The 19,437-nt window shown below is 68.8% G+C and carries 26 protein-coding genes; 17 read left to right on the top strand and 9 right to left on the bottom strand.

Annotation, left to right across the window (positions count from 1 at the left end):
- Positions 1 to 45 precede the first annotated feature (45 nt).
- Entirely contained in the window at positions 46 to 411 is a 366-nt protein-coding gene (locus tag CPCC7001_RS00520; protein WP_006909361.1) for an AbrB family transcriptional regulator, read from the bottom strand.
- Between the two features lie 182 nt (positions 412 to 593).
- Here CPCC7001_RS00520 and CPCC7001_RS00515 point away from each other — a divergent pair, with 182 nt between their 5' ends.
- Together CPCC7001_RS00515 and CPCC7001_RS00510 are read left to right on the top strand one after the other, a co-directional pair.
- Complete coding sequence (locus tag CPCC7001_RS00515; protein ID WP_006911406.1) at positions 594 to 1,103, top strand: hypothetical protein; 510 nt, start codon at positions 594 to 596, stop codon at positions 1,101 to 1,103.
- Entirely contained in the window at positions 1,096 to 1,626 is a 531-nt protein-coding gene (locus CPCC7001_RS00510; RefSeq protein ID WP_043369222.1) for a Nif11 domain/cupin domain-containing protein, read from the top strand. The genes CPCC7001_RS00515 and CPCC7001_RS00510 overlap by 8 nt, the downstream gene beginning before the upstream one ends.
- Here the strand turns inward: CPCC7001_RS00510 and CPCC7001_RS00505 are convergent.
- The 5 genes from CPCC7001_RS00505 to CPCC7001_RS00485 all read right to left on the bottom strand — a co-directional run bounded on the left by CPCC7001_RS00505 (position 1,562) and on the right by CPCC7001_RS00485 (position 4,089).
- Positions 1,562 to 2,008 (bottom strand): phosphate-starvation-inducible PsiE family protein, encoded by a 447-nt coding sequence (locus CPCC7001_RS00505; RefSeq protein WP_006911160.1) that lies wholly within the window; start codon positions 2,006 to 2,008, stop codon positions 1,562 to 1,564. The genes CPCC7001_RS00510 and CPCC7001_RS00505 overlap by 65 nt on opposite strands.
- A 119-nt stretch (positions 2,009 to 2,127) precedes the next feature.
- Positions 2,128 to 2,376, bottom strand: coding sequence for a hypothetical protein (locus CPCC7001_RS00500; RefSeq protein WP_006909442.1), 249 nt, complete (start codon positions 2,374 to 2,376; stop codon positions 2,128 to 2,130).
- Positions 2,377 to 2,418: 42 nt separating this feature from the next.
- Positions 2,419 to 2,757 (bottom strand): hypothetical protein, encoded by a 339-nt coding sequence (locus CPCC7001_RS00495; protein WP_006909532.1) that lies wholly within the window; start codon positions 2,755 to 2,757, stop codon positions 2,419 to 2,421.
- 5 nt (positions 2,758 to 2,762) lie between these two features.
- Positions 2,763 to 3,128: a YkvA family protein gene (locus CPCC7001_RS00490; protein WP_006909268.1), complete on the bottom strand. Its 366-nt coding sequence runs from the start codon at positions 3,126 to 3,128 to the stop codon at positions 2,763 to 2,765.
- 40 nt (positions 3,129 to 3,168) lie between these two features.
- A complete protein-coding gene (locus CPCC7001_RS00485; RefSeq protein WP_043368418.1) occupies positions 3,169 to 4,089 on the bottom strand; it encodes a sigma-70 family RNA polymerase sigma factor in 921 nt (306 codons plus the stop codon).
- 181 nt (positions 4,090 to 4,270) lie between these two features.
- Between CPCC7001_RS00485 and CPCC7001_RS00480 the strand changes: the two genes are divergently transcribed.
- A complete protein-coding gene (locus tag CPCC7001_RS00480; RefSeq protein ID WP_006911653.1) occupies positions 4,271 to 4,777 on the top strand; it encodes a DUF2214 family protein in 507 nt (168 codons plus the stop codon).
- Positions 4,778 to 4,897: 120 nt separating this feature from the next.
- Entirely contained in the window at positions 4,898 to 5,653 is a 756-nt protein-coding gene (locus CPCC7001_RS15415) for a peptidase (RefSeq protein ID WP_225867128.1), read from the top strand.
- A gap of 55 nt (positions 5,654 to 5,708) precedes the next feature.
- Here CPCC7001_RS15415 and hisIE read toward each other — a convergent pair whose 3' ends face one another.
- The gene (gene hisIE, locus CPCC7001_RS00470) at positions 5,709 to 6,356 is read right to left on the bottom strand and encodes a bifunctional phosphoribosyl-AMP cyclohydrolase/phosphoribosyl-ATP diphosphatase HisIE (RefSeq protein WP_043369218.1); all 648 of its coding nucleotides are present in this window, start codon (positions 6,354 to 6,356) and stop codon (positions 5,709 to 5,711) included.
- A gap of 107 nt (positions 6,357 to 6,463) precedes the next feature.
- Between hisIE and CPCC7001_RS14890 the strand changes: the two genes are divergently transcribed.
- From CPCC7001_RS14890 to CPCC7001_RS00420, 11 genes are all read left to right on the top strand, one after another.
- Positions 6,464 to 6,931 carry a 6-carboxytetrahydropterin synthase gene (locus CPCC7001_RS14890; protein ID WP_043368417.1) on the top strand — a complete coding sequence of 156 codons (468 nt, stop codon included), beginning with the start codon at positions 6,464 to 6,466 and terminating at the stop codon, positions 6,929 to 6,931.
- Positions 6,928 to 7,890 (top strand): permease, encoded by a 963-nt coding sequence (locus CPCC7001_RS00460; protein ID WP_006909169.1) that lies wholly within the window; start codon positions 6,928 to 6,930, stop codon positions 7,888 to 7,890. Before CPCC7001_RS14890 ends, CPCC7001_RS00460 begins: the two co-directional genes overlap by 4 nt.
- The gene (locus CPCC7001_RS00455) at positions 7,890 to 8,558 is read left to right on the top strand and encodes a TIGR03943 family protein (protein ID WP_043368416.1); all 669 of its coding nucleotides are present in this window, start codon (positions 7,890 to 7,892) and stop codon (positions 8,556 to 8,558) included. Before CPCC7001_RS00460 ends, CPCC7001_RS00455 begins: the two co-directional genes overlap by 1 nt.
- Entirely contained in the window at positions 8,558 to 9,922 is a 1,365-nt protein-coding gene (locus tag CPCC7001_RS00450) for a hypothetical protein (RefSeq protein WP_006911739.1), read from the top strand. The genes CPCC7001_RS00455 and CPCC7001_RS00450 overlap by 1 nt, the downstream gene beginning before the upstream one ends.
- Positions 9,923 to 9,946: 24 nt before the next feature.
- Positions 9,947 to 10,366, top strand: a complete 420-nt coding sequence (locus CPCC7001_RS00445; protein ID WP_006910444.1) for a Fur family transcriptional regulator — start codon at positions 9,947 to 9,949, stop codon at positions 10,364 to 10,366.
- 53 nt (positions 10,367 to 10,419) lie between these two features.
- Positions 10,420 to 10,881, top strand: coding sequence for a lectin-like protein (locus CPCC7001_RS00440; protein WP_006910235.1), 462 nt, complete (start codon positions 10,420 to 10,422; stop codon positions 10,879 to 10,881).
- A 25-nt stretch (positions 10,882 to 10,906) separates the two neighbouring features.
- Positions 10,907 to 12,082: a GTP-binding protein gene (locus tag CPCC7001_RS00435; RefSeq protein WP_006910051.1), complete on the top strand. Its 1,176-nt coding sequence runs from the start codon at positions 10,907 to 10,909 to the stop codon at positions 12,080 to 12,082.
- A 199-nt stretch (positions 12,083 to 12,281) separates the two neighbouring features.
- On the top strand, positions 12,282 to 13,745 hold the full coding sequence (locus CPCC7001_RS00430; protein WP_006909950.1) for an iron uptake porin: 1,464 nt from the start codon (positions 12,282 to 12,284) through the stop codon (positions 13,743 to 13,745).
- 114 nt (positions 13,746 to 13,859) lie between these two features.
- Complete coding sequence (locus CPCC7001_RS15410; protein ID WP_006910725.1) at positions 13,860 to 14,003, top strand: hypothetical protein; 144 nt, start codon at positions 13,860 to 13,862, stop codon at positions 14,001 to 14,003.
- A 143-nt stretch (positions 14,004 to 14,146) separates the two neighbouring features.
- Positions 14,147 to 15,220: an extracellular solute-binding protein gene (locus CPCC7001_RS00425; RefSeq protein WP_006909710.1), complete on the top strand. Its 1,074-nt coding sequence runs from the start codon at positions 14,147 to 14,149 to the stop codon at positions 15,218 to 15,220.
- Entirely contained in the window at positions 15,217 to 16,764 is a 1,548-nt protein-coding gene (locus CPCC7001_RS00420; RefSeq protein ID WP_006909939.1) for an iron ABC transporter permease, read from the top strand. The genes CPCC7001_RS00425 and CPCC7001_RS00420 overlap by 4 nt, the downstream gene beginning before the upstream one ends.
- A gap of 3 nt (positions 16,765 to 16,767) precedes the next feature.
- Here CPCC7001_RS00420 and CPCC7001_RS15405 read toward each other — a convergent pair whose 3' ends face one another.
- Positions 16,768 to 16,908, bottom strand: a complete 141-nt coding sequence (locus tag CPCC7001_RS15405) for a hypothetical protein (protein ID WP_006909386.1) — start codon at positions 16,906 to 16,908, stop codon at positions 16,768 to 16,770.
- A gap of 91 nt (positions 16,909 to 16,999) precedes the next feature.
- Positions 17,000 to 17,596, bottom strand: coding sequence for a Crp/Fnr family transcriptional regulator (locus CPCC7001_RS00415; RefSeq protein ID WP_006911730.1), 597 nt, complete (start codon positions 17,594 to 17,596; stop codon positions 17,000 to 17,002).
- A gap of 217 nt (positions 17,597 to 17,813) precedes the next feature.
- Between CPCC7001_RS00415 and CPCC7001_RS00410 the strand changes: the two genes are divergently transcribed.
- On the top strand, positions 17,814 to 18,350 hold the full coding sequence (locus tag CPCC7001_RS00410) for a hypothetical protein (RefSeq protein WP_071778238.1): 537 nt from the start codon (positions 17,814 to 17,816) through the stop codon (positions 18,348 to 18,350).
- A complete protein-coding gene (locus CPCC7001_RS13855) occupies positions 18,350 to 19,360 on the top strand; it encodes a hypothetical protein (RefSeq protein WP_050757012.1) in 1,011 nt (336 codons plus the stop codon). Before CPCC7001_RS00410 ends, CPCC7001_RS13855 begins: the two co-directional genes overlap by 1 nt.
- Positions 19,361 to 19,437: the final 77 nt, after the last annotated feature.

Genomic DNA, 19,437 nt, shown 5'->3' with positions numbered 1-19,437 from the left:
GCAGGCGGCGCCGGCTCCCGGCCGGATGTCAGGGAGTGGGACGGATCAATCCTCGTCTTCGTCGGTGGAGCCGGCGGGGATGAGGCGGATCTGCTTGCGGCCCAGCTTGATCTCGAACTCGTCACCGGGCTTCAGGTCCAGCAGGGCGGTGTAGGCCTTGCCGATCAGCAGGTTGCCGTTGCCCTGAACGGTGGCCACGTAGCTGAGCTTGCGTCCACCCTTGCCGACCTTGCCGGAACCGCCGAGCTCAACACCCTTGGCCTCCAGCAGGGCTTCATAGAACGCCGTAAAGTTGAGGCGCTCTCCCCCATCCTTCTTGGTGGAGACGTAACCGCAGGCGCGGACGATCTCCGATTTGGTCACATCACCAAGTTCCTTGACCTTGGCGAGCAGTTCAGATCCGGTGAGCATCGATCGGGGTGGCAGTAGGGGGAATCTTCCCTCTGTGACATCTCAAATGTACATCACCGCATGCGCATGACAAGGATCGTGAGAGAGCATGGCTGGCGGAACAGAAATTCACCCCGGCGTAGGCCCCCGACAAGCAGGAGGGTGCGCCAGGTGATAGAACACGGCCAGCACCCCCCGGGTGGATGAACCGCTTGCGCATCCTGGAAGCCAGGGATCTGAATCAATTGCTGGCGGTGTATCAGGACGCGGTGTCGACCCAGGCCGTTGACCTCTACACACCCCTTCAGATTGCGGCCTGGTCAGGCCATGCCCAGCGCAGCAATGTGATCGCCCGCTGCCTGGCGGCGGGCTACGGCCTGGGCATCCACAGGGAGGGCAATCCGTCCTGCCTGGAAGCATTCGGCATCCTCCATCCCTCCGATCGCCTCGCTCTGCTCTACTGCCGGGGTTCAGCCTGCCGGCAGGGGCACGCCACGGCCATTCTGGAGCGGCTGGAAGCCCACGCCCGCGCTGCTGGCGTTCCCCAACTGCGCACCGAAGCCAGCCAGCTCTCGAGGCCGTTGCTGCTCCGGCGGGGCTGGACCATGGAGGCGGAGGAAAACGTGGAACTCGGGGGCGAACAGTTCCTCCGGTGGCGGATGATCAAGCCCCTGTCTCTCCTGCCTGCTGGCGGTGACCCCAGCCGTGGCTGAAGCCCAACTGCAGCAATTTCTCCAGAAAGTGCGCCAGCTGAATGCCTTCGTGGCGCTCACCGAGGCGGACCCGGCCCTGCGTGACGCTCTGAGGGACTGCTCCCATCACCACGAGGTGGTGGCCCTGGCCCGCGACTGTGGCTTCGAGATCGGTCGGCGCTGGGGGGAGCAGCGGGCTCCGTTGCCCGCCGGCTCCAACCTGCTGCGTGGTCCCTGCCCTCCCGAAGGCCAGGAATGCACCGAGGTGCTGGTCCAGGGCGAGGGCTGGAGACTGGAACGGATCCATTCCTGCACGGCCTCCACACCCCCCGGTCAGTGGTACGACCAGCCGGAGAGCGAATGGGTGACCCTGCTGCAGGGATCGGCCCTGCTCCAGTTCGCCGATGAGGAGGTGCCCCGCAGCCTGGGCCCTGGTGACAGCGTTCTGATCGCTCCGCACCGGCGCCACCGGGTGGTGGCTACTGACCCCGCCCCCGGATCCGTATGGCTGGCCCTGTTCTTTCAGGAGGCTTCCGCAGGGTGAGGGACCGCACCAGCCAGTAGGCCGCGGCCAGGGCCAGCACCGCAACGCCCAGGCCCGCCAGCAACTGGGGCTTGCTCTCGGCACCGGCCGGCAGCACGATCACCTTCCGGGCCACGGCGGTCATCGCCGTGAGCAGCACCAGCTCGATCTGCACCACATGACGGCGCAGATAGGAGGTGATGTTCTGCAGCACCTCCACCGCAATGAGCAGGTTGAGCAGATCACCCAGCACCCGGTTGAGCTTGTCGCCGAGCCACGGCGTCTCCGGAACGCTCAGCGCCAGAACCACCTGCCAGATCAACTGACAGGTGGCGGCCGCCATCACCACCACCAGCACCAGGCCCAGCAGCTTGGCGAGCTGCTGTTCGGCGCGATCGATCACATAGAGGTAGTTGACGTCGTCAAACAGCCGTTTGACCAGGGAACGAAACCGGGGCAGGGGTCATGGGGCGACGGCGCCCATATCTTGCATCAACACTCCGGGGTTGCCGGCTCAGCCGTTCAGTTCTGGAACAGCTCGTACTGGGGGCGGGCCTGGGTGTCGCCGGGCGGATTCTCCAGCTCGGTGTCACAGGTGATGGCACCATCCGGCGCGGTGACGCAATTGGTGGGTTTCACCTTGGTGGAGGGGCCCACCGTGCTTCCAGGCCCCAGCAGGAAGCTCTCGGTCTGGGCCAGACCATGGCGGGGCGCCAGCAGAGCCCCGGCAACCATCAGGCTGGCGAGCAGCAGGGCATTGAAGGCAACCATGACCGGTAGACACCGCGATGGCCCCACTCTGGCGAAACCGGTTCAGTCGTGCAGCTCCCCGCGGATTTCCTGCAACAACAGATCGAGCTGGCCCAGCGAGGTTTCTTCGATCCCGCCGGTGGGGCCTGGGGCCGATGATCCGGACACCCCTTCAGCGGCTTCACGCTGCCAGCGCTCCTCGATCGCACACAACCGGCCTGCCAGACCCGCCAGTCCCTCACCGGCATAGGTGCGCTGGAGCGTCTCCAGCAGCACCGGCATCCGGATCGAACTGGCCTGCAGCGCCCGGCGCAGATCCGCCTGGGTGCGGCCGGTGTGGCGCAACCAGTCCTTGAGGAAGGCCTGAAGCTCGTCGAGCTGATCAGGACTGAGGCTGGCCATCGGCATCAGCGGCCCAGGGGAAACCAGCGATCCAGTCTGCGCTGCGCCCGCAGCCGGATCGCCTCGGTGCGATGGCGGCCGCAGATGCCCAGGAGGGCGGTGAGGGCCACGAGGTCATCGCTGAATCCAGCCACAGGAATGAAATCGGGAATCAGATCGAGCGGCACCAGCAGATAGGTGAGGGCCGCCAGCACCGTGAGCTTGGCCGGGGCGGGCGTGTCGTCATCCAGCAGCAGTTCGAGGCACTCGAGGGCCGGCCGCGCCAGGCTGCGGCCTGCCCGGCGCAACAGCTTCAGCAGCAGGGCTTCATCCACCACGGTGCTCTCGAGAACTTCGCCCTCGAGCACCTCGGATTCAACAGACTGGGACACGGACAGCAGCAGCGGCCGACCTTCACATTGTGGGGGGCCCTCAGGCCTCCACCAGGCCGCACTCGATGCCGGTTTTCCGCAGTTTGCGCAGCGCCCGCTGCACCACCTGCCGGCAATATTCGCGGCTGCAGTCGAGCTGGCGAGCCACTTCAGCCAGCGTGCGCCATTCGTGGCTCCCATCCAGACCGAAGCGCAGCATCACCACCGTGCGCTCCTTCGGCGTGAGGTTGGAGGATTCCAGCAGCTTCCACACCGAGGCGCTGCGCTCGGCCAGTTCGGCCCGCTCCATCGGAGCCAGTTCCGGACTGGGCAGCACATCCACCAGTTCGGAGGGATCTGCCTTCGACTTCACCACCCCCTGCAGGCTCACGGTGATGCTGCGCAGTTCGCAGCCCAGCAGTTCCTCCACCTCCGCCAGCGGCAGCTGCATCTCCCCTGCCAGAGCCTTCGGGCTCGGCGACACCCCGTGCGACTGGAGGTAACGGGCCTTGGCGGCGCGAAGGCGGGTGAGCTTTTCGTTCACATTGACGGGAATCCGAATCGTGCGGCTCTGGGTGGAGAGCGCCCGGTTGAGTCCCTGGCGGATCCACCAGTAGGCGTAGGTGCTGAAACGGTGACCGCGGGTGGGGTCGTACTTCTCCACGGCGCGGGTGAGGCCGAGGGTGCCCTCCTGGATCAGATCCAGCAGGTCCAGACCTTTGTTCTGGTAGCGCTTGGCCAGGTTCACCACGAGCCGGAGATTCGCCGTGATCATCTGATTTTTGGCCCGCTCCCCCAACCGCAGCACGCGCTTCTCCCTGTCGTCGTACTCGCAGGCAGGTCCCTGACCGCCGGCTTCGCGGCAACGCTCCTGCAGCACGGCCATGGCCTGCACCTTGCGGCCCAGGGTGAGCTCCTGTTCGGGTGTGAGCAGCTGATGCCTGCCGATCTCACCCAGATAAGCGCTCAACGAGCTAGCCATGGTTTCCGTACCCAATGAAATGAAGCTACGGACTTTTCAGGCCAAACAAGAAACCAGCGGAAAAGCTTCCAACTTTCCGATCTAGTGCTGAATTTCAGCAACACTTCAGCATCACACGGCCACGCGCACCAACGCAGATCGGAAGCAACCGCTAACATCCCACGCTGTTCACAACCCTGGGATGGCACTGCTGGCCGCACTTCCCTTCGACCTGCCTGACGGTGTCCTGCCCAGAGCCGGGGTGGCCTATGTGCACTACCTCAGCTTCATGGTGTGCTTCGGCGCCCTGGTGCTCGAGCGCCGGCTGATCGCGCCCAACCCCAGCCGGCAGAACGCCACCTTGATGGTGATCACGGACATCGTGTACGGCCTCGCCGCCCTTGCCCTGCTGGGCAGCGGCATCCTGCGGGTGCTGGTGTACGGCCAGGGAAGCAGCTTCTACACCGAAAATCCGCTGTTCTGGTGGAAGGTGGGCCTCTACCTCTCGGTGGGTGCCCTGTCGCTGTACCCCACGATCACCTACATCCTCTGGGCCATCCCCCTGCGCAAGGGCGAGCTGCCCCAGGTGAGCGAGGCCCTGGCCGTTCGCCTCGGCTGGATTCTGAACATCGAGCTGGCCGGGTTCGCCCTGATTCCGCTGCTGGCCACCCTGATGGCGAGGGGGGTGGGGCTGCCAGCCGCCGGCTGAGCTTGTCCTGCATGCAGGGATGGGCGTTTCGCTCCCCTTCACCTTCCTGACACCCCGCCGATGCTGCTTCGCCGGCTGTCTCCGCTGCTGGGCCTCACGGGCTTGGTGCTTCCGGCCTTCTTGCTTGCGGCTGTCGCAGCCCCGCAGCAGGCCCGGGCCGCTCAAGCCTGCCCGCGGTTGCAGCAGAGCCTGCCGGTGCCTCCGCCCGAGCCGGGTTCCCGCCCTGGGGCTCCAGCGGCCGTCCAGGCCAGCGACTACCGCCACCGGATCCGCCCGACCCATCTCGGCTGGCCGCGCCGCGACATCTGGTGCGTGTGGATCGAACCGGGCGCCAGTGACGGCCCAGCTGCCCGCTGGGACAGACGCTGGCGCCAGGCGGTGGATGCGGCCCTGAACGAATGGAGCAGCCTGCTGCCGATCGTCGTGGTGGACGACCCGCAGCGCGCCCAGGTGCAGGTGCTGCGCCGCCGGCCGCCGTTGCGGGGTGGCCGTGCCAGCCATGGCCGCGCCGAACTGGAGCTGTGGAAGGTTCAGCGCGACGAGCGCTGGGCCCTGGAGCCGCGGGTTCTGGTGAGCATCAGTCCGGCCCAACGGCTGGAAGCCACCCAGGCCACGGCACTGCATGAACTCGGCCATGCCTTTGGCCTGTGGGGCCACAGCGATGTGGCCACCGACGCGATGGCCGCCGTGCCCGGGGCCCAGCCCGTGCTGGTGCTCAGCGCCCGGGATCGCGCCACCCTGCTGTGGCTGCAGCAGCAACCGGCTCTGGGCGCAGGTTCAGGCGCGGTACGCCCGCCGGAGCCTGCGCAGGAGCAGAAACGACCCGGCGGCGGGGAGGGGCGCCCCTGGCGGATGGACTCAGGCTCCGACCGATGAGCCAGTGATCGTCGCGCCCCGGGCGTGTGATCGGGATCACTCCGCCGCCTGCTGGTCAGGGCCTTCGCGGGGCCCCACGCCGCGCCGCCAGCACCTGCTGCACCTGGCGCCAGCTCACGCCGTGGTGGGCCAGGGCCACCTGCAGGTGGAACACCAGGTCGGCCGCCTCTCCGGCGATGGCGTCGGCCTGGTCGTCCTTGCAGGCCATCACGAACTCGGCGCTCTCCTCGCCGATCTTCTTGAGGATGCGGTTGGCGCCGCCCTCCAGCAGCTTGTTGGTGTAGCTCCCGGGCTCGGGACGGTCGCGGCGACCCTCGATCACCCGCATCAGCTCGGTGCACACATCCGCCGGCGGCGGCGGGGCGGCGGCACCGCCCTCGGTGGGCAGCGGGCCCTGCTCGTAGAAGCAGCTGCGGGCGCCGGTGTGGCAGGCAACCTGGCCGGCCTGCTCGATGCTGAGCAGCAGCACGTCGGCATCGCAGTCGTAGCGGAGCCCCCGCAGCCGCTGGATGTGGCCGCTGGTGGCGCCCTTGTGCCAGAGCTCCTGACGGGAGCGGCTCCAGTAGTGCACCTCCCCGGTGGCCAGGGTGCGCTCCAGCGCCTCCCGGTTCATCCAGGCCACCATCAGCACGGCCCCATCCAGCCAGTCCTGGGCCACGGCGGGGATCAGGCCGTCGGCGTTGAAGCGCAGCACCTGCGCCAGGGCGTCGGCCGATGGCCAGGGGCCCGTCGACCCCTCGGCAGACCGTGGGTCACGCTGAAATGGTGCTGCCAAGGCCACCGCTCTGCCGCTTGCGGCAATCCTCCTCCATGCCGTCTCCCGCGGCCCACAGCTGCAGCAAGACCTTCCGGGGCTACCCCTGCTGCCACCGGCAGTGGCGCCATCCCGGGCACTGCCGCTTCGTGCACGGCTACAGCCGCGGCTTCACCTTCTGGTTCGCCGCCAATCGCCTCGATGCCTGCGGCTTCGTGGTGGATTTCTCCAGCCTCAGGCCCCTGGAGGCGCAGCTGGCCGCCCAGTTCGACCACACCTTCCTGGCCAATGCCGACGATCCCCTGCTGGAGCAATGGCAGGCTCTGCATGCGGCCGGGGCCCTGGATCTGCGGGTGATGGAGAACGTGGGCATGGAAGCCAGTGCCGCCCTGGTGTGGGAGTGGGCAAATGCGCTGCTGCTGGAGCGGGACGGCGGCCGCACCTGCTGCTGGAGGACCGAGGCGCGGGAGAACAGCCGCAATGCCGCCTGCTACGAGGCCGTGCCCTCCTGGTTCCAGCCGTGAGCCTCACCCGCCTGGCCACCGCCTGGGCCCTGTTCCAGGGGTTGCTGCTGGAGGCGCTGCCCTTCCTGCTGATCGGGGTGGCGATCGCCTCCCTGGCCCGGCGCTTCGCGCCCGGCGGGAGGTGGCTGCGGCGACTGCCCTCCCACCCCGTGTGGGGCCCGCTGGCCGGAGCGGCCCTGGGCTTCGCCCTGCCGGCCTGCGAGTGCGGCAACGTGCCGGTGGCGCGGCGCTTGCTGGTGGGGGGGGCACCGGTGGGCACAGGCCTGGGATTTCTGTTCGCCGCGCCGGTGCTCAACCCGATCGTGCTGGCCAGCACCTGGGCGGCCTTTCCCGACCAGCCCTGGATGCTGCTGGCCCGCCCCCTCGGGGCAGTGGTGCTGGCCCTCGGACTGGCCCTGGTGCTGCGCCAGCTGCCGGAGGGGGAGCTGTTCCGCGCCGACCTGCTGGAGGAACGGCGCATCAACCAGCCCCTGAGCCAGGTGAGCCTGCTGGAGCGGCGCACCGGCCTGGTGGGCCTCACCGCCCCGATGGCGCCGCCGGAACCCGTGCAGCGGCCCAGCTGGGCCACGGTGTTGCGGCACGGCAGCCGGGAGTTCACCGACCTGGCCCTGCTGCTGGTGATGGGCTGCGCCATCGCCGCCCTGGTGCAGAGCCTGCTGCCGCGCCAGTGGCTGCTGGCGGTGGGAGCCGCCCCCACCCTGTCGATCCTGGCGCTGATGCTGCTCAGCCTGGTGGTGTCGGTGTGCTCCAGCGTGGATGCCTTCCTCGCCCTGGGCTTCGCCGCCCAGGTCACCCCCGGCGCGCTGCTGGCCTTTCTGCTGCTGGGTCCGGTGATCGACCTGAAGCTGGTCGGCCTGCTCGGACTGCTGTTCCGGCCCCGGGGCCTGGTGCTCACGGCGGCCGGAGCCAGCCTGCTGGTGCTGCTGATCGGGCAGTGGATCAACCTCTGGAGGCTGTGATGGGGAGGTTCGCGGGCCGACTGCTGCAAGCCGTGCCCCTGGCCCTCTGGGCCGCCGTGCTGCTGCGCAGCGCCGCCGACGGGCGCCTGGATCTCCTGCTGCGCGAAGCCTTCCATCCGCTGGTGTGGGGCGCGGGGCTGCTGCTGCTGGCCCTGGCCCTGTTGCGGTTGGCCGGCCCCACCGAGCGGCCGGAACGCGGCACGGCCTGGCGCGACCTGCTCACCGCTGCCATGGCCGCATTGCTGCTGCTGCTCCCCCCCAACCCCTCCTTCGCCGATCTGGCCAGTCAGCGACCGAGCGATGAAACGGCCGAGGCGGAGCTCAGCTTCGTGCTGCCGCCGGCCCAGCGCAGCCTCACCGACTGGGTGCGGCTGCTGCGCAGCCAGCCCGATCCGGCCCTGTTCGCCGGCGATCCCGCCCGGATCAGCGGCTTCGTGCTGCCGGTGCCCGGCGAGGCGCCCCAGCTGGCCCGCCTGCTGGTGCGCTGCTGCCTGGCCGATGCCACCCCGGTGGGGCTGCCGGTGCGCTGGCCTGCCGGCGAGCCCCTGCCCCAGGCGGACCAGTGGCTGGCGATCAAGGGCACCATGGCGGTGGACTCCGGCCGCCTGGTGGTGGTGCCGGAAGAGATCCGCCCGATTCCGCGGCCGGAACGGCCGCTGGAGCCCTGATGCCGATCGCCCCACCCCATCGGCCGCTGCTGGCGGCGCTGGCCGTGCCGGCCGTGCTGGCGGTGATCCAGCAGCAACTGCTGCTGCGGCTGCCACCGAGGCTGGAGGGGCTCGGCAATGCGCCGGCCAGTTCCGGGCCCGCCGCCCTGCAGGCGCGCTTCAGCCGGCCGATGGATCCGGCCAGCCTCCAGAGCGGCAGCCGCCTCGATCCGCCGCTCGCGCACCGCTGGCTCGGCAGCGGCGACAGCCTGCTGCTCAGCCTCGCCGAAGGGCAGACCCTGCGCCAGCCGCTGCAGCTCGACCTGTCGGGCAGGGATCGCCGGGGCCTGGCCCTGCCCGCCAGCCGCTGGCTGTGGGATCCACGGCCGCGGCTGCTGGCGGTGGTGAGCCAACCCGGCGGAGAGCAGCTTCAGGTCCGGGATCACGATGGCCGCTGGACACCGATCAGCCCGGTGTGGCCCGCCATCCCCGTGGCCGTGCCCCTGGGCGATGGATCCGGCGTGGCCGCCGCCAGCCGCGACCCCTCGGGGCAGCTGCGGCTGTGGACCATCGCCCTGCGGCAGCGGAATCTGGCCAGCCAGGACCAGGGCCTGGTGACCCTGCAGGTGGAGCCGCCCCAGCCCCTGGGCGACCCGGCCGTGACGTTCGCCCATCTGAGCAGCAACCGCCGCGGCGAGCTCCTGGTGCAGAGCGGCAGCCTCGAGGAGGCTGGCAGCACGGCCCTGCTGTTGCGCCCCAGGGGAGATGGGCGGCCCCAGGGGCGCAGCAGGCCGCTCCCGTGGCAGGCAAGCGGGCCGATGCTGCTGCTGCCGGGGGGTGGCGCCGTGGTGGTGCCGGACACCGACGGACTCCATCTCGAAACCCTGCCGCCGCGCCCGCCCCGCCGCCAGACCCTGCCCGGCAGCCGCGATCTGAGCAGCTTCTGCCCGCAGGCGGGCCGGGCGGTGCTGCTGCGGCACTGGCCGGATTTCCGCCGCTCCCTCGAGCTGGTGGAGCCGGGCCGGGCCCCGCAGCAGCTGTGGCTCGGCAGCCAGGCGGTGGTGGCCAGTGCCTGCAGCCGTGGCGGCGAGCGGGTCTGGGCCCTGCTGGTGGAGGGCCGAGGCGAACCCGAGCTCTCCATCCTGGTGCTGGACCGCCGCGGCACGGAGCTGGCCCGCCGCCGGCTCGAGGGCTGGGAACTGGAGCCCGGAACCGGACTGCAGTACGACCCGAGCAGCGAGCAGCTGCTGGCGGCCCTGCGCCCGCTCGGGGGGATCGACGCCCCACCGGCCCCGGCCCAGCCCGTGCTGATCGACGCGGCCAGCCTGGAACTGCGCCCGCTGCCCAGGCCGGTGAGTCAGGTGCAATGGCTGCCTGCGGGCTAGAACGGCTCCACTGATCGCAGGTCCGTGGGTCCGAAGCTCAATGCCAGGCAGAGCCGGTTGCTGGACGCGCTGCGCCAGGCCGGAGAGGAGCTGTCGGGCCAGGATCTCCACGCCCTGCTGCGGGCGGGCGCCACGCCGATGGGGCTGGCCACGGTGTACCGCCAGCTGCAGCAGTGGGGACTGGTGCGCTGCCGCCATCTGCCCAGCGGCGAGGCCCTGTTCGCCCCCACCGAGCGCGACGATCACCACCTCACCTGCGTGGACTGCGGCCACACCCAGCGCCTGGACCGCTGCCCGGTGCACGGCCTGACGTTGCCCCAGGGCGAGCTCGGGGGATTCCTGCCCCTGTTCCACACCCTGGAGTTCTTCGGTCTGTGCCAGGCCTGCCAGCAGCGCCAGGGCTATGCCTCTTCTCCACCGCTTTCTCCATCCCGCAGCTCCTAGCCTGAGGGGAGCGTCGTCGTAGGTTTCGGGCTCAGCAGCATGGGCGTCGCAGCATGAGCGAGGTTGTTGACCGGCTCACCGGTCGCGGCTTCCGGGTGTTCACCCGCAAGCGCAGCGCTTACGTTCTGCTCGAAGGCCCCCTGAGCTGGAAGAAGGCCCGCAAGCGGGCCCGTCGGTTGGGGGGCGATCTCGCCACGGTGAACAACCGCAGGGAGAACCGCTTCCTCACCAAGCGCTTCTCGCCCATCGCCGCCGATGACTGCGGACTCTGGATCGGCCTCAAGCGCAACAACCGCACCGGCCGTTTCGGTTGGTCCTCCGGTCAGCGGGCCAAATACCGCAACTGGCTGCCCGCCGGCACACCCGGATACCGCCGGGCCGAGCCGAGCCTCGAAGCCAGCCAGAAGTTCGTCCATCTCTATTTCAACCCCAACGCCTTCGGGCGCTGGAAGAATTCCGACAACACCTACCGCGATGTGCTGATCGGTGGCGGCATCGCTGAATTCAGCCTCTAGACGCCCCCGCAGTTTCCCTCCATCCATGCCCTCTTCCACCGCCAGCTCCCAGGAGAGCCCCCAAACGGGCACGGCCCCAGGCGCCGTTGCCGAGAGCCCGCCGAGTCCCCTGCCGGTGACGATCCTCACGGGCTTTCTCGGGGCCGGCAAGACCACACTCCTCAACCACATCCTCTGCAATCAGCAGGGGCTCAAGACCGCCGTGCTGGTGAATGAGTTCGGCGAGATCGGCATCGACAACGATCTGGTCGTGGCCACCGGCGACGACATGGTGGAGCTCAGCAACGGCTGCATCTGCTGCTCGATCAACGGCGAGCTGCTGGATGCCGTCTACCGGATCCTCGATCGCCCCGACCCGGTCGACTATCTGGTGGTGGAAACCACCGGCCTGGCCGATCCGCTGCCGGTGGCCATGACCTTCCTGGGCAGCGACCTGCGGGACACCACCCGGCTCGACTCGATCATCACCCTGGTGGATGCCGAGAACTTCGGCCCGGAGATTCTCGACGGGGAGGTGGCCCGGGCCCAGGTGGTGTACAGCGACATGATCCTGCTGAACAAGTGCGATCTGGTCGATGACCAGCGGCTGGACGCTCTGGAGGACGAGCTGCGCCAGATCAAGACCGACGCCCGCATCCTGCGGTCGGTGAAGGGGGAGGTGCCCCTGCCGCTGCTGCTGAGCGTGGGCCTGTTCGAAAGCGACCGGGTGGTGGCCCAGCAGACCGCATCCACAGCCCATGACCACGGCCATGACCACAGCCATGACCACGGGCACGACCACAGTCACGACCATGCCGATCACAGCGGCTGCGATCACGACCATGGCCACTGTGAGCACGACCATGCCCATGGGGATGACCACCAGCACGGGTCCGCTGCCGACCATGCCGCGATCGAGGGTTTCACCTCCCTCTCGTTCGAGAGCGAAGGGCCCTTCGCCCTGCGCAAGTTCCAGAACTTTCTCGACAACCAGCTGCCCGCAGGCATCTTCCGGGCCAAGGGCATCCTCTGGTTCAACGAGAGCGAGCGGCGGCATGTGTTCCACCTGGCCGGCAAGCGCTTCTCGATCGACGATTCCGACTGGCCCAGCGCCGCGCGCAAGAACCAGATCGTGCTGATCGGCAAGGATCTCGACCACGCCCAGCTGCGCCGCCAGCTCCAGGCCTGTGTGGCCAGGGACGCCGGCAAGGGCTTCGGCTGAGGGTTCACCGCTGCGGCGATCCCCGTTGGTCACGGCGGCTTCAGCCTCATGGCCCAGGCGCCGCCTGCGCAGTGGCCCCAGCTTGGAGTGCCCCGTGGCTGGGCCGGAGGAGCCACCGGACCCGATCCGGTGACGCATCAACTGAGAACCATTATCATTCTGTGATTCGCCCTGGGCGCTTCCCGGGTGGTCCCTTCCCATGAACCGATTCCACCGCCTGCTCCTGGCCCCCGCAGCTCTGGGCCTGCTGGCCCCCGTGGCCGCCACGGCTTCTGAGATCAGGACCGAGCTCAACATGGACGGCGTCAACCAGTACGCCTCCCAGGAGCAGGTCACCAGCATCTCCCAGTTTTCCGACGTTCAGCCCACCGACTGGGCCTACCAGGCCCTCTCGAACCTGATCGAGCGCTACGGCTGCGTCGCCGGCTATCCCGACGGCACCTACAAGGGCCAGCGGGCCATGACACGTTTCGAGGCGGCCGCCCTGCTCAACGCCTGCCTCGATCGCGTCACCGAGGTGACCGATGAGCTCAAGCGCCTGATGGCCGAGTTCGAGAAGGAGCTCGCCATCCTCAAGGGCCGCGTCGACGGCCTCGAGGCCAAGGTGGGTGAACTGGAGGCCAGCCAGTTCTCCACCACCACCAAGCTCAGCGGCCAGGCCACGATGGTGCTCGGCGGCGTCGGCAACACCGGTTTCGGCGACAACGTCACCGCCAACTACGACGTGCAGCTGAGCTTCGACACCAGCTTCAGCGGCAAGGACCTGCTGCGCACCACCCTACGAGCCGGCAACTTCGGCAGCTCGGTGTTCGGCAATGGCAACTCCGCCCTGGGCATCAGCTTCGGTGAGGAAGACGCCGCCGACTCCGTCTTCATCGATCGCCTCTTCTATCAGTTCCCCATTGGCGAGAACGTCATCGCCACCGTGGGTGCCAACGTCGCCCAGGACGACATCGTGCTCTGGCCCACCGCCTATCCGGTGGACATGGGCCTCGACATCTTCAACTACGCCGGCGCCCAGGCCACCTACAACAAGACCCAGGGTGCTGGGGCCGGCCTGCAGTGGCAGAGGGAAGGCTGGGCCTTCACCCTGGCCTACGTCTCTGACATCGGTGCCGCCTCCGACTCCAGCGTCGGCGCCGGGCGCGACTTCATCGTGACCGCACAGGGCGGCTACATCGGGGAGAACTGGGGCGGTGCCATCGCCTACACCTACTCAGACTCGGATCCGTTCGAGGTCTTCCCCACCAGCTCCAGCAACAACGTGGCCGTCAGCGGCTACTGGCAGCCGATGGAAGCCGGCTGGGCACCCTCCATCAGCGCCGGGCTCGGCTGGTCGGACATCGACCGTCGCTCCAGCGACGAGGCCTGGAGCTGGATGGTGGGCCTCACCTGGGATGACGTGTTCATCAAGGGCAACAGCCTCGGCATGGCCCTCGGCAGTGTCGGAGTGGTGGACGGGGGCAAGTGCGGCACGGTGGGAACCTGCAGCAACAGCCTCTGGGTCGACGGCGCGGACGGTGACGACAACCTGGCCTACGAGCTCTGGTACAACTGGCAGGTCACCGACAACATCGCCGTGACACCCGCCTTCTTCTACATCGAGAACACCGGGGCGGATGACAGCTTCGGCGGCATGCTGAAAACCACCTTCTCCTTCTGAGGAGCAAGGCGTCGGAGGCCAGAAGGCTTCCGAGGCCTGTTCTGCTGCAACGGTGGCCGTCACAACACCACACCCGGACGTTCTGGCTAGCATCCGAGCATTGCCGGGAACTTCATGGCTGAAGCGCTGTTGTGTATCGGTGTTCTCGGGATGCTCGGACTGGCCTTCTGGCTCACCACCGATTCCGATGACGACAACGGCGGCGGCGGCATGATGCAACCCGTGCTCATTCCCGTGCGGGTGCGTCGTTACGACTGAGCAGGGCTGAGCAAAGGGATCCGGGGCAGCATCACCCTGACGTGGTGACATTTGCTACACCGCTCTGACTCCTTTGGTCGGAGATGGTTCCGAGGCCATCTTTAGGTTCTGGGGCGTGCACGTGATGCTTCGCCTCCTGGATGATGAGCCTTCAACGCCTTCGCCTGCCAGCGCGCTCCTGCCTGGCGCTGCTGCTCACCGCGTTCGCAGCCGTCGGCTGCGGCGGCCAGCAGCCGAGGGCCACGGAGGGCGACGGCGGCAACCGTGATCTGGCGGGCACCGAGGTGGGTGTCTACTCCGGCCGTCACTACAACACCGACAAGGAGCTCTACAGGGAGTTCACCCGCCGCACCGGCATCAAGGTGAACCTGCTGGAGGCCAAGGATGATGCCCTGATCGAGCGGCTGCGCACCGAAGGCCAGAACACCCCGGCGGATCTGCTGGTGCTGGTGGACGCGGCCCGTCTCGACAAGGCCACCCGGATGAACCTGTTCCAGCCGTCCGACTCCGCCGAGCTCGACAAGGATGTGCCCGCCAACCTGCGGGACTCCCAGGGCCGCTGGTTCGGCCTCACCCGCCGGGTGCGGGCCGCCATCGTCAACCCCGACCAGGTGGATCCGAGCACGATCCGCACCTACGCCGATCTGGCCAACCCGGCTCTCAAGGGCAAGCTCTGCCTGCGCAACAGCAAGAGCGTCTACAACCAGTCGCTGGTGGCTGACCAGCTGATCCAGCGCGGCAACGCCGCCACCCGCGACTGGGTGAAGGGCATGGTGGCCAACACCAGCCAGCCCTTCTTCACCTCCGACACGCCCCTGGCCCGGGCGGTGGCCAAGGGGGATTGCGGCGTCGGCGTGGTGAACACCTACTACGTGGCCCGCATGCTCTCCGGCGACAACGGCGCTGAGGACAAGACCCTGGCCAGCGGGCTCAAGGTGGTGTTCCCCGATCCGGCCCACGTGAACATCAGCGGCGCCGGCGTGACCCGCTACGCCAGCAACCCCGCTGGCGCCCTGCGGCTGCTGGAGTTTCTCGCCTCTCCCACCGGCGGCAAGGGGTATGCCGAGGCCAACAACGAGTACCCCCTCACCGGCTACGGCGACAATGCCCTGCTGAAGGATTTCGGCACCTTCCGCGCCGATGACGTGTCCGCCGAGCAGATGGGAGCCAAGAACAAGGAGGCGGTGGAACTGATGCAAGCCAACGGCTGGCAGTGATCGCCGAGCCTGCCGCCTGGGGCCCCTCGGGCCAGACCCTGCCCCAGCGCTCCCTGCTGAGCGCTGGGGTGCTGGTGCTCAGTGGGCTGGCGCTGCTGCCGGTGCTGGCCCTCGTGGCCTTCGCAGCCGTGGATGGGGGGCTCGATCGGCTCACCCTCGGCCACGAGGGCGCCGCCCAGATCCGCAACACCCTGTTGCTGGTGGCGAGCGTGGGGGTGCTCGGCGCCGCGCTCGGCACCGCCACGGGCTGGCTCACGGCCAACTGCCAGTTCCCGGGGCGCCGCTGGCTGCGCATCGCCCAGCTGCTGCCCCTGGCCACGCCCACCTATCTGCTGGCCGCCACCGCCATCGACCTGGGCAGCCGCCTGAGCTGGCGGGTGCATGGGCTGGGCTGGGCCGTGGCCGTGCTCACCCTGGCCACCTACAGCTATGTGTTCCTGCTCAGCACCGAGAGCTTCGCCGTGAGCGGCAAGCGCCAGCTGGAGGCCTGCCGCTCCCTGGGCATCGGCCCCTGGGGCAGCTTCCGCCGCGTGGCCCTGCCGATGGCCCTGCCTGCCATCGGCGCCGGCATCGCCCTCAGCGGCATGGAAGTGGTGAACGAGCTGGGGGCGGTGGAACTGCTGGGGGTCCCCACCCTCTCCAGCGGCATCCTGCAGCGCTGGCAGAACCAGGGGGATCCCCAGGGTGCCGTGGCCCTGGCCCTGGTGGCCCTGGTGATCGTGAGCCTGCTGGTGGGGGCCGAGCGGCTGCTGCGCCGCCGCAGCCGGCGCTGGCTGCTCGGCAGCCGGGGCGATCGGCTCGCCCCCTGGACGCTGCACGGCTGGCGGGCGCTGGTGGCCCAGCTGCTCACGGCCCTCCCCCCCCTGGCCACCCTGGGGCTGCCCCTGCTCTGGACCGCCATGAGCTGGGATCAGCTGCAGGGGGAATCGGTGGCCGAACTGGCGGGCCTCAGCGGGCGCACGCTGCTGCTGGCGCTGGTGGCGGCGGGGATGACCATGGCCGTGGGCCTGGTGCTGGCCATCGCGCGGCGCTGGATTCCTCAGCCCCTGATCCAGCAGCTCACGTTCGTGGCCGGCATGGGCTACGCGGTGCCGGGCACCGTGCTCGCCCTGGCCTTGATGCTGCTGGGGGGGCCCTTGGGCCTGAGCCCTCTGCTGCTGCTGCTCTGGGGCTACAGCGACCGGTTCCTGGCCGTGGGCAAGGGGGGCCTCGATGCCGGGCTGGAACGCATCCCGCCGAGCGTGGATGAGGCCGCCACCGGACTGGGCTGCAGCTGGATCCAGGTGCTGGGCCGGGTGCACCTCCCCCTGCTGCGGGGCCCGCTGCTGGTGGGGGCCCTGCTGGTGTTCGTGGACACGGTGAAGGAGCTTCCCCTCACCTTTGCCCTGCGCCCCTTCGATTTCGACACCCTGGCGGTGCGGGTCTACCAGTACGCCGGCGATGAACGCGTCGGGGCGGCGCTGATTCCGGCCCTGCTGATTCTCGCTCTGGGGCTGGTCGCCTCCCTGGCCCTGGTGCCGAGCCTGGACGAGACGAGCAGCTGAGGCTCAGTCGCGGCCGCAGCGGCACTTGCCGCCTTTCCAGTTGGAGCACTTGGTTTTCTTGCAGCCCTTCTTCTTGGACTGGGAGAGGCCACGGCGGGCGGCGGCATCGGGTTGGTCGTTGGCGGGACCGATCGGCTGGGCCATGGTGCGGCGAAGGGAGAGAAAGGAAAGGGAAAAGGGAACAAGTGGAGGGGAGAGCCGGATGGGAGCGAAGCGAGCGTCCGGCAGGGCGGGCTCAGGCGCTGGCCAGCGGGGCCGACTCCACCAGGGCCGGCGCCAGGCGCAGGCCCGGCTCGCCGGCGGGCACCTCGATCAGCTGGGCCTGGCGGATCCGCGACATCAGCCGGGTGGTGGTGACGCGGGTGGTGCCGATCAGTTCGCCGATGCGCTCGTGGGTGAGGCGGAACGGCAGGTCGCACCAGGAGCCGCAGCGGCGCCCCATGCGCCGCACCAGCAGGGCGAGCAGGGCATGGAGGCGCTGCTCGGCGCTGCCGAGATGGCGGATCCGCAGCAGCTGCAGGGTCCACTCGTTCACCGGGTCGAGGCCCGGCGCCGCTTCCACCTCGGCGGAGGTGCTGAAGCAGAGCGGCGTGAGCGCCTCGACGCAGACGCCATCGCTGCAGAGGCGGCTGGTCTGCAGCTGATCCCCGGGCTGAAGAAAGGCCAGGGTCATCCCCTCGGTTTCCTCGCAGGGGCAGTACACGCGGGCGACGCCGTCGAGCACTTCGATGCAGCCACCATCACCGCGGCGGGACGGATCCAGCAGCACCGAATGGCCGGCGGGAAGGCGCACGGCGCTCAGGGCGGCATCCGGAAGCAGGCGGAAGGACATGGCCAGGAACGGGGCCTATTGCGAATGACTCGCAAGCTAAACAATCACTGCGACTTTTGCAAGCGATTCTCAATAGCGAGTGACTGCTGCGAGTCTGGCCGCTGCGGGCCTGGCCACCGCCGGGGTCGTGCAGCACTCCGCAACAGCAGACTGACATCGGCCACGCCCCTGCTCAGGATGAGTGGAAATCCCACAATCCGTTGGGGACAGACCCTTCATGGCGAGCCACACCCCGATCTGTCGACCCAGTACCAAGGACTCCCTTGGCAGGCTGTTGCTGCTGGCGGCTTCCGCCACAGTCCTGGCCGCAGCCCTGCCTGCCGATCCGGTCAAGGCCGAGACCACCGAGCTCTACACCCTCGAAACCACCTGCACGGTCAAGGGCGGGCAGCCCCAGCCCTGCGTGGTGAAGGCGATGGACGACGAGGAGGAGGGCGTCACCACCTACCTGCACAGCCTTGGCGGCTCGGACTTCTCGATCCGGGTCAGCGACGATGCCCCGCTCACCATGAGCGCCATGGCGCCGGGAAGCAGCAGCTGGGTGCAGCTGGGCCAGGCCCACGCCCGCTTCTCCACCAACACGATCTGCTTCAACGGCGGGGAGCTCTGCGTCGTGAACCCCAACTACCTCAACAGCGTGCGGGAGGACAACCCCGACGCCTCTGCCGGGCGCGATCTGGTGGGGGTGAAGTTCGGCGCTGACGGGCGGGTGGTGATCACCTGCTGGGACGAAGGCTGTGAGGAGGTGAAGTGATGCGGCGCTCACGATCCCTGTTCGGCCTGCTGCTGGCAGGCGTGCTGGCCTTGCCGGGGGTGCCTGCCCTGGCCGCTCTGGAGGTGAGCGGAGATCCCACCGCCACCACCAGCCAGCCCGAACTGCTGGCCCGCAAAGGCGGCAAGAAGGGCGGCAGGAAGGGCGGAGGCCGCAAGAAGAGCGGCAAGAGCAGGAGCAAGAGCGGCTTCAAGAACAGCAGTTCCGGTCTCAGCCGCGGCTCCAAGAAACCCAAAGGTGGCTACAAGAAGAACGCCCGCAAGAGCGGCAACCCTTCGCTGAACCGCAAATCCGCGAAGGGTTCTGGCAAGCGCAAGAGCGGAAGCAACGACCGCAACCGAACGGCGTCCAACCGCAACCGGAATCGCAACGAGGACCGCAACCGCACGGCTTCGAACCGCAACCGGGATCGCAACAGCGACCGCAACAGGGACCGCAATCGTGAGGACCGGCGGGACCGAGCCGAGGACCGCCGCGACTGGCGGGACGATCGCCGTGATGACCGTTGGGATCGGTGGGACGATCGCCGCGACGATCGCTGGGATCGGGTCGACCGGCGCTGGGACCGCTGGGATGACCGCTGGGATCGCTATCCCGGCTGGGCGCGCCCGGGTTGGGGCTATGCACGCCCGTGGAACTACGGCTGGTACGGCGGCTGGTCCAGTCCAAGTTGGGGCTGGTGGGGCGCCAGCGCGGCCGCCTGGGGAGTCTCCAGCCTGGCCACAGCCGCCGTGATCAACTCGGCCGTGGACAATGCCGTGAGCAACCACACCACCTACATCACGGTGCCGAACAGCGACTACGGGCTGCTCTACGGCACCGTCGAGCCGGTGGGCACCGAGTCGGTGTCGTTCGAGGCCATCTCGGGTGACACCACGATCACGATGGAAGCCGACTGCAGCGACGGCACGCTCAACGGCAGCCGGCCGAACACCGCTGCGGAGGCCGAACTGCTCAATGCCGCCTGCCAGGTGGCCTACGGCTCGGTCTGAGGTCCGTGGTCAGCCCCTGTGGGAGCGGGTAGCTTCGGACGGCCCGTCCGGAGCTCCGCTCCTCCTGCTTCGATGTT

This window comes from Cyanobium sp. PCC 7001, from assembly GCF_000155635.1.
Taxonomy (GTDB): Bacteria; Cyanobacteriota; Cyanobacteriia; order PCC-6307; family Cyanobiaceae; genus NIES-981.
Note: the sequence above shows the minus strand (reverse complement) of the source record. Positions and strands in the feature narration are given on the sequence as shown.

Excerpts from the sequence above, each read along its gene's own strand:
- CPCC7001_RS00515 (WP_006911406.1), top strand. The coding sequence starts at position 594 with ATGAACCGCTTGCGCATCCTGGAAGCCAGGGATCTGAATCAATTGCTG.
- CPCC7001_RS15405 (WP_006909386.1), bottom strand. The coding sequence starts at position 16,908 with ATGGCCCAGCCGATCGGTCCCGCCAACGACCAACCCGATGCCGCCGCC.
- CPCC7001_RS13855 (WP_050757012.1), top strand. The coding sequence starts at position 18,350 with ATGCGGCGCTCACGATCCCTGTTCGGCCTGCTGCTGGCAGGCGTGCTG.
- CPCC7001_RS00480 (WP_006911653.1), top strand. The coding sequence starts at position 4,271 with ATGGCACTGCTGGCCGCACTTCCCTTCGACCTGCCTGACGGTGTCCTG.
- CPCC7001_RS00435 (WP_006910051.1), top strand. The coding sequence starts at position 10,907 with ATGCCCTCTTCCACCGCCAGCTCCCAGGAGAGCCCCCAAACGGGCACG.
- CPCC7001_RS00410 (WP_071778238.1), top strand. The coding sequence starts at position 17,814 with ATGGCGAGCCACACCCCGATCTGTCGACCCAGTACCAAGGACTCCCTT.
- CPCC7001_RS00450 (WP_006911739.1), top strand. The coding sequence starts at position 8,558 with ATGCCGATCGCCCCACCCCATCGGCCGCTGCTGGCGGCGCTGGCCGTG.
- CPCC7001_RS00415 (WP_006911730.1), bottom strand. The coding sequence starts at position 17,596 with ATGTCCTTCCGCCTGCTTCCGGATGCCGCCCTGAGCGCCGTGCGCCTT.
- CPCC7001_RS00440 (WP_006910235.1), top strand. The coding sequence starts at position 10,420 with ATGAGCGAGGTTGTTGACCGGCTCACCGGTCGCGGCTTCCGGGTGTTC.
- CPCC7001_RS14890 (WP_043368417.1), top strand. The coding sequence starts at position 6,464 with ATGCCGTCTCCCGCGGCCCACAGCTGCAGCAAGACCTTCCGGGGCTAC.
- CPCC7001_RS00520 (WP_006909361.1), bottom strand. The coding sequence starts at position 411 with ATGCTCACCGGATCTGAACTGCTCGCCAAGGTCAAGGAACTTGGTGAT.
- CPCC7001_RS00430 (WP_006909950.1), top strand. The coding sequence starts at position 12,282 with ATGAACCGATTCCACCGCCTGCTCCTGGCCCCCGCAGCTCTGGGCCTG.
- CPCC7001_RS15410 (WP_006910725.1), top strand. The coding sequence starts at position 13,860 with ATGGCTGAAGCGCTGTTGTGTATCGGTGTTCTCGGGATGCTCGGACTG.
- CPCC7001_RS00500 (WP_006909442.1), bottom strand. The coding sequence starts at position 2,376 with ATGGTTGCCTTCAATGCCCTGCTGCTCGCCAGCCTGATGGTTGCCGGG.
- CPCC7001_RS00485 (WP_043368418.1), bottom strand. The coding sequence starts at position 4,089 with ATGGCTAGCTCGTTGAGCGCTTATCTGGGTGAGATCGGCAGGCATCAG.
- CPCC7001_RS00495 (WP_006909532.1), bottom strand. The coding sequence starts at position 2,757 with ATGGCCAGCCTCAGTCCTGATCAGCTCGACGAGCTTCAGGCCTTCCTC.
- CPCC7001_RS00425 (WP_006909710.1), top strand. The coding sequence starts at position 14,147 with ATGAGCCTTCAACGCCTTCGCCTGCCAGCGCGCTCCTGCCTGGCGCTG.
- CPCC7001_RS00455 (WP_043368416.1), top strand. The coding sequence starts at position 7,890 with ATGGGGAGGTTCGCGGGCCGACTGCTGCAAGCCGTGCCCCTGGCCCTC.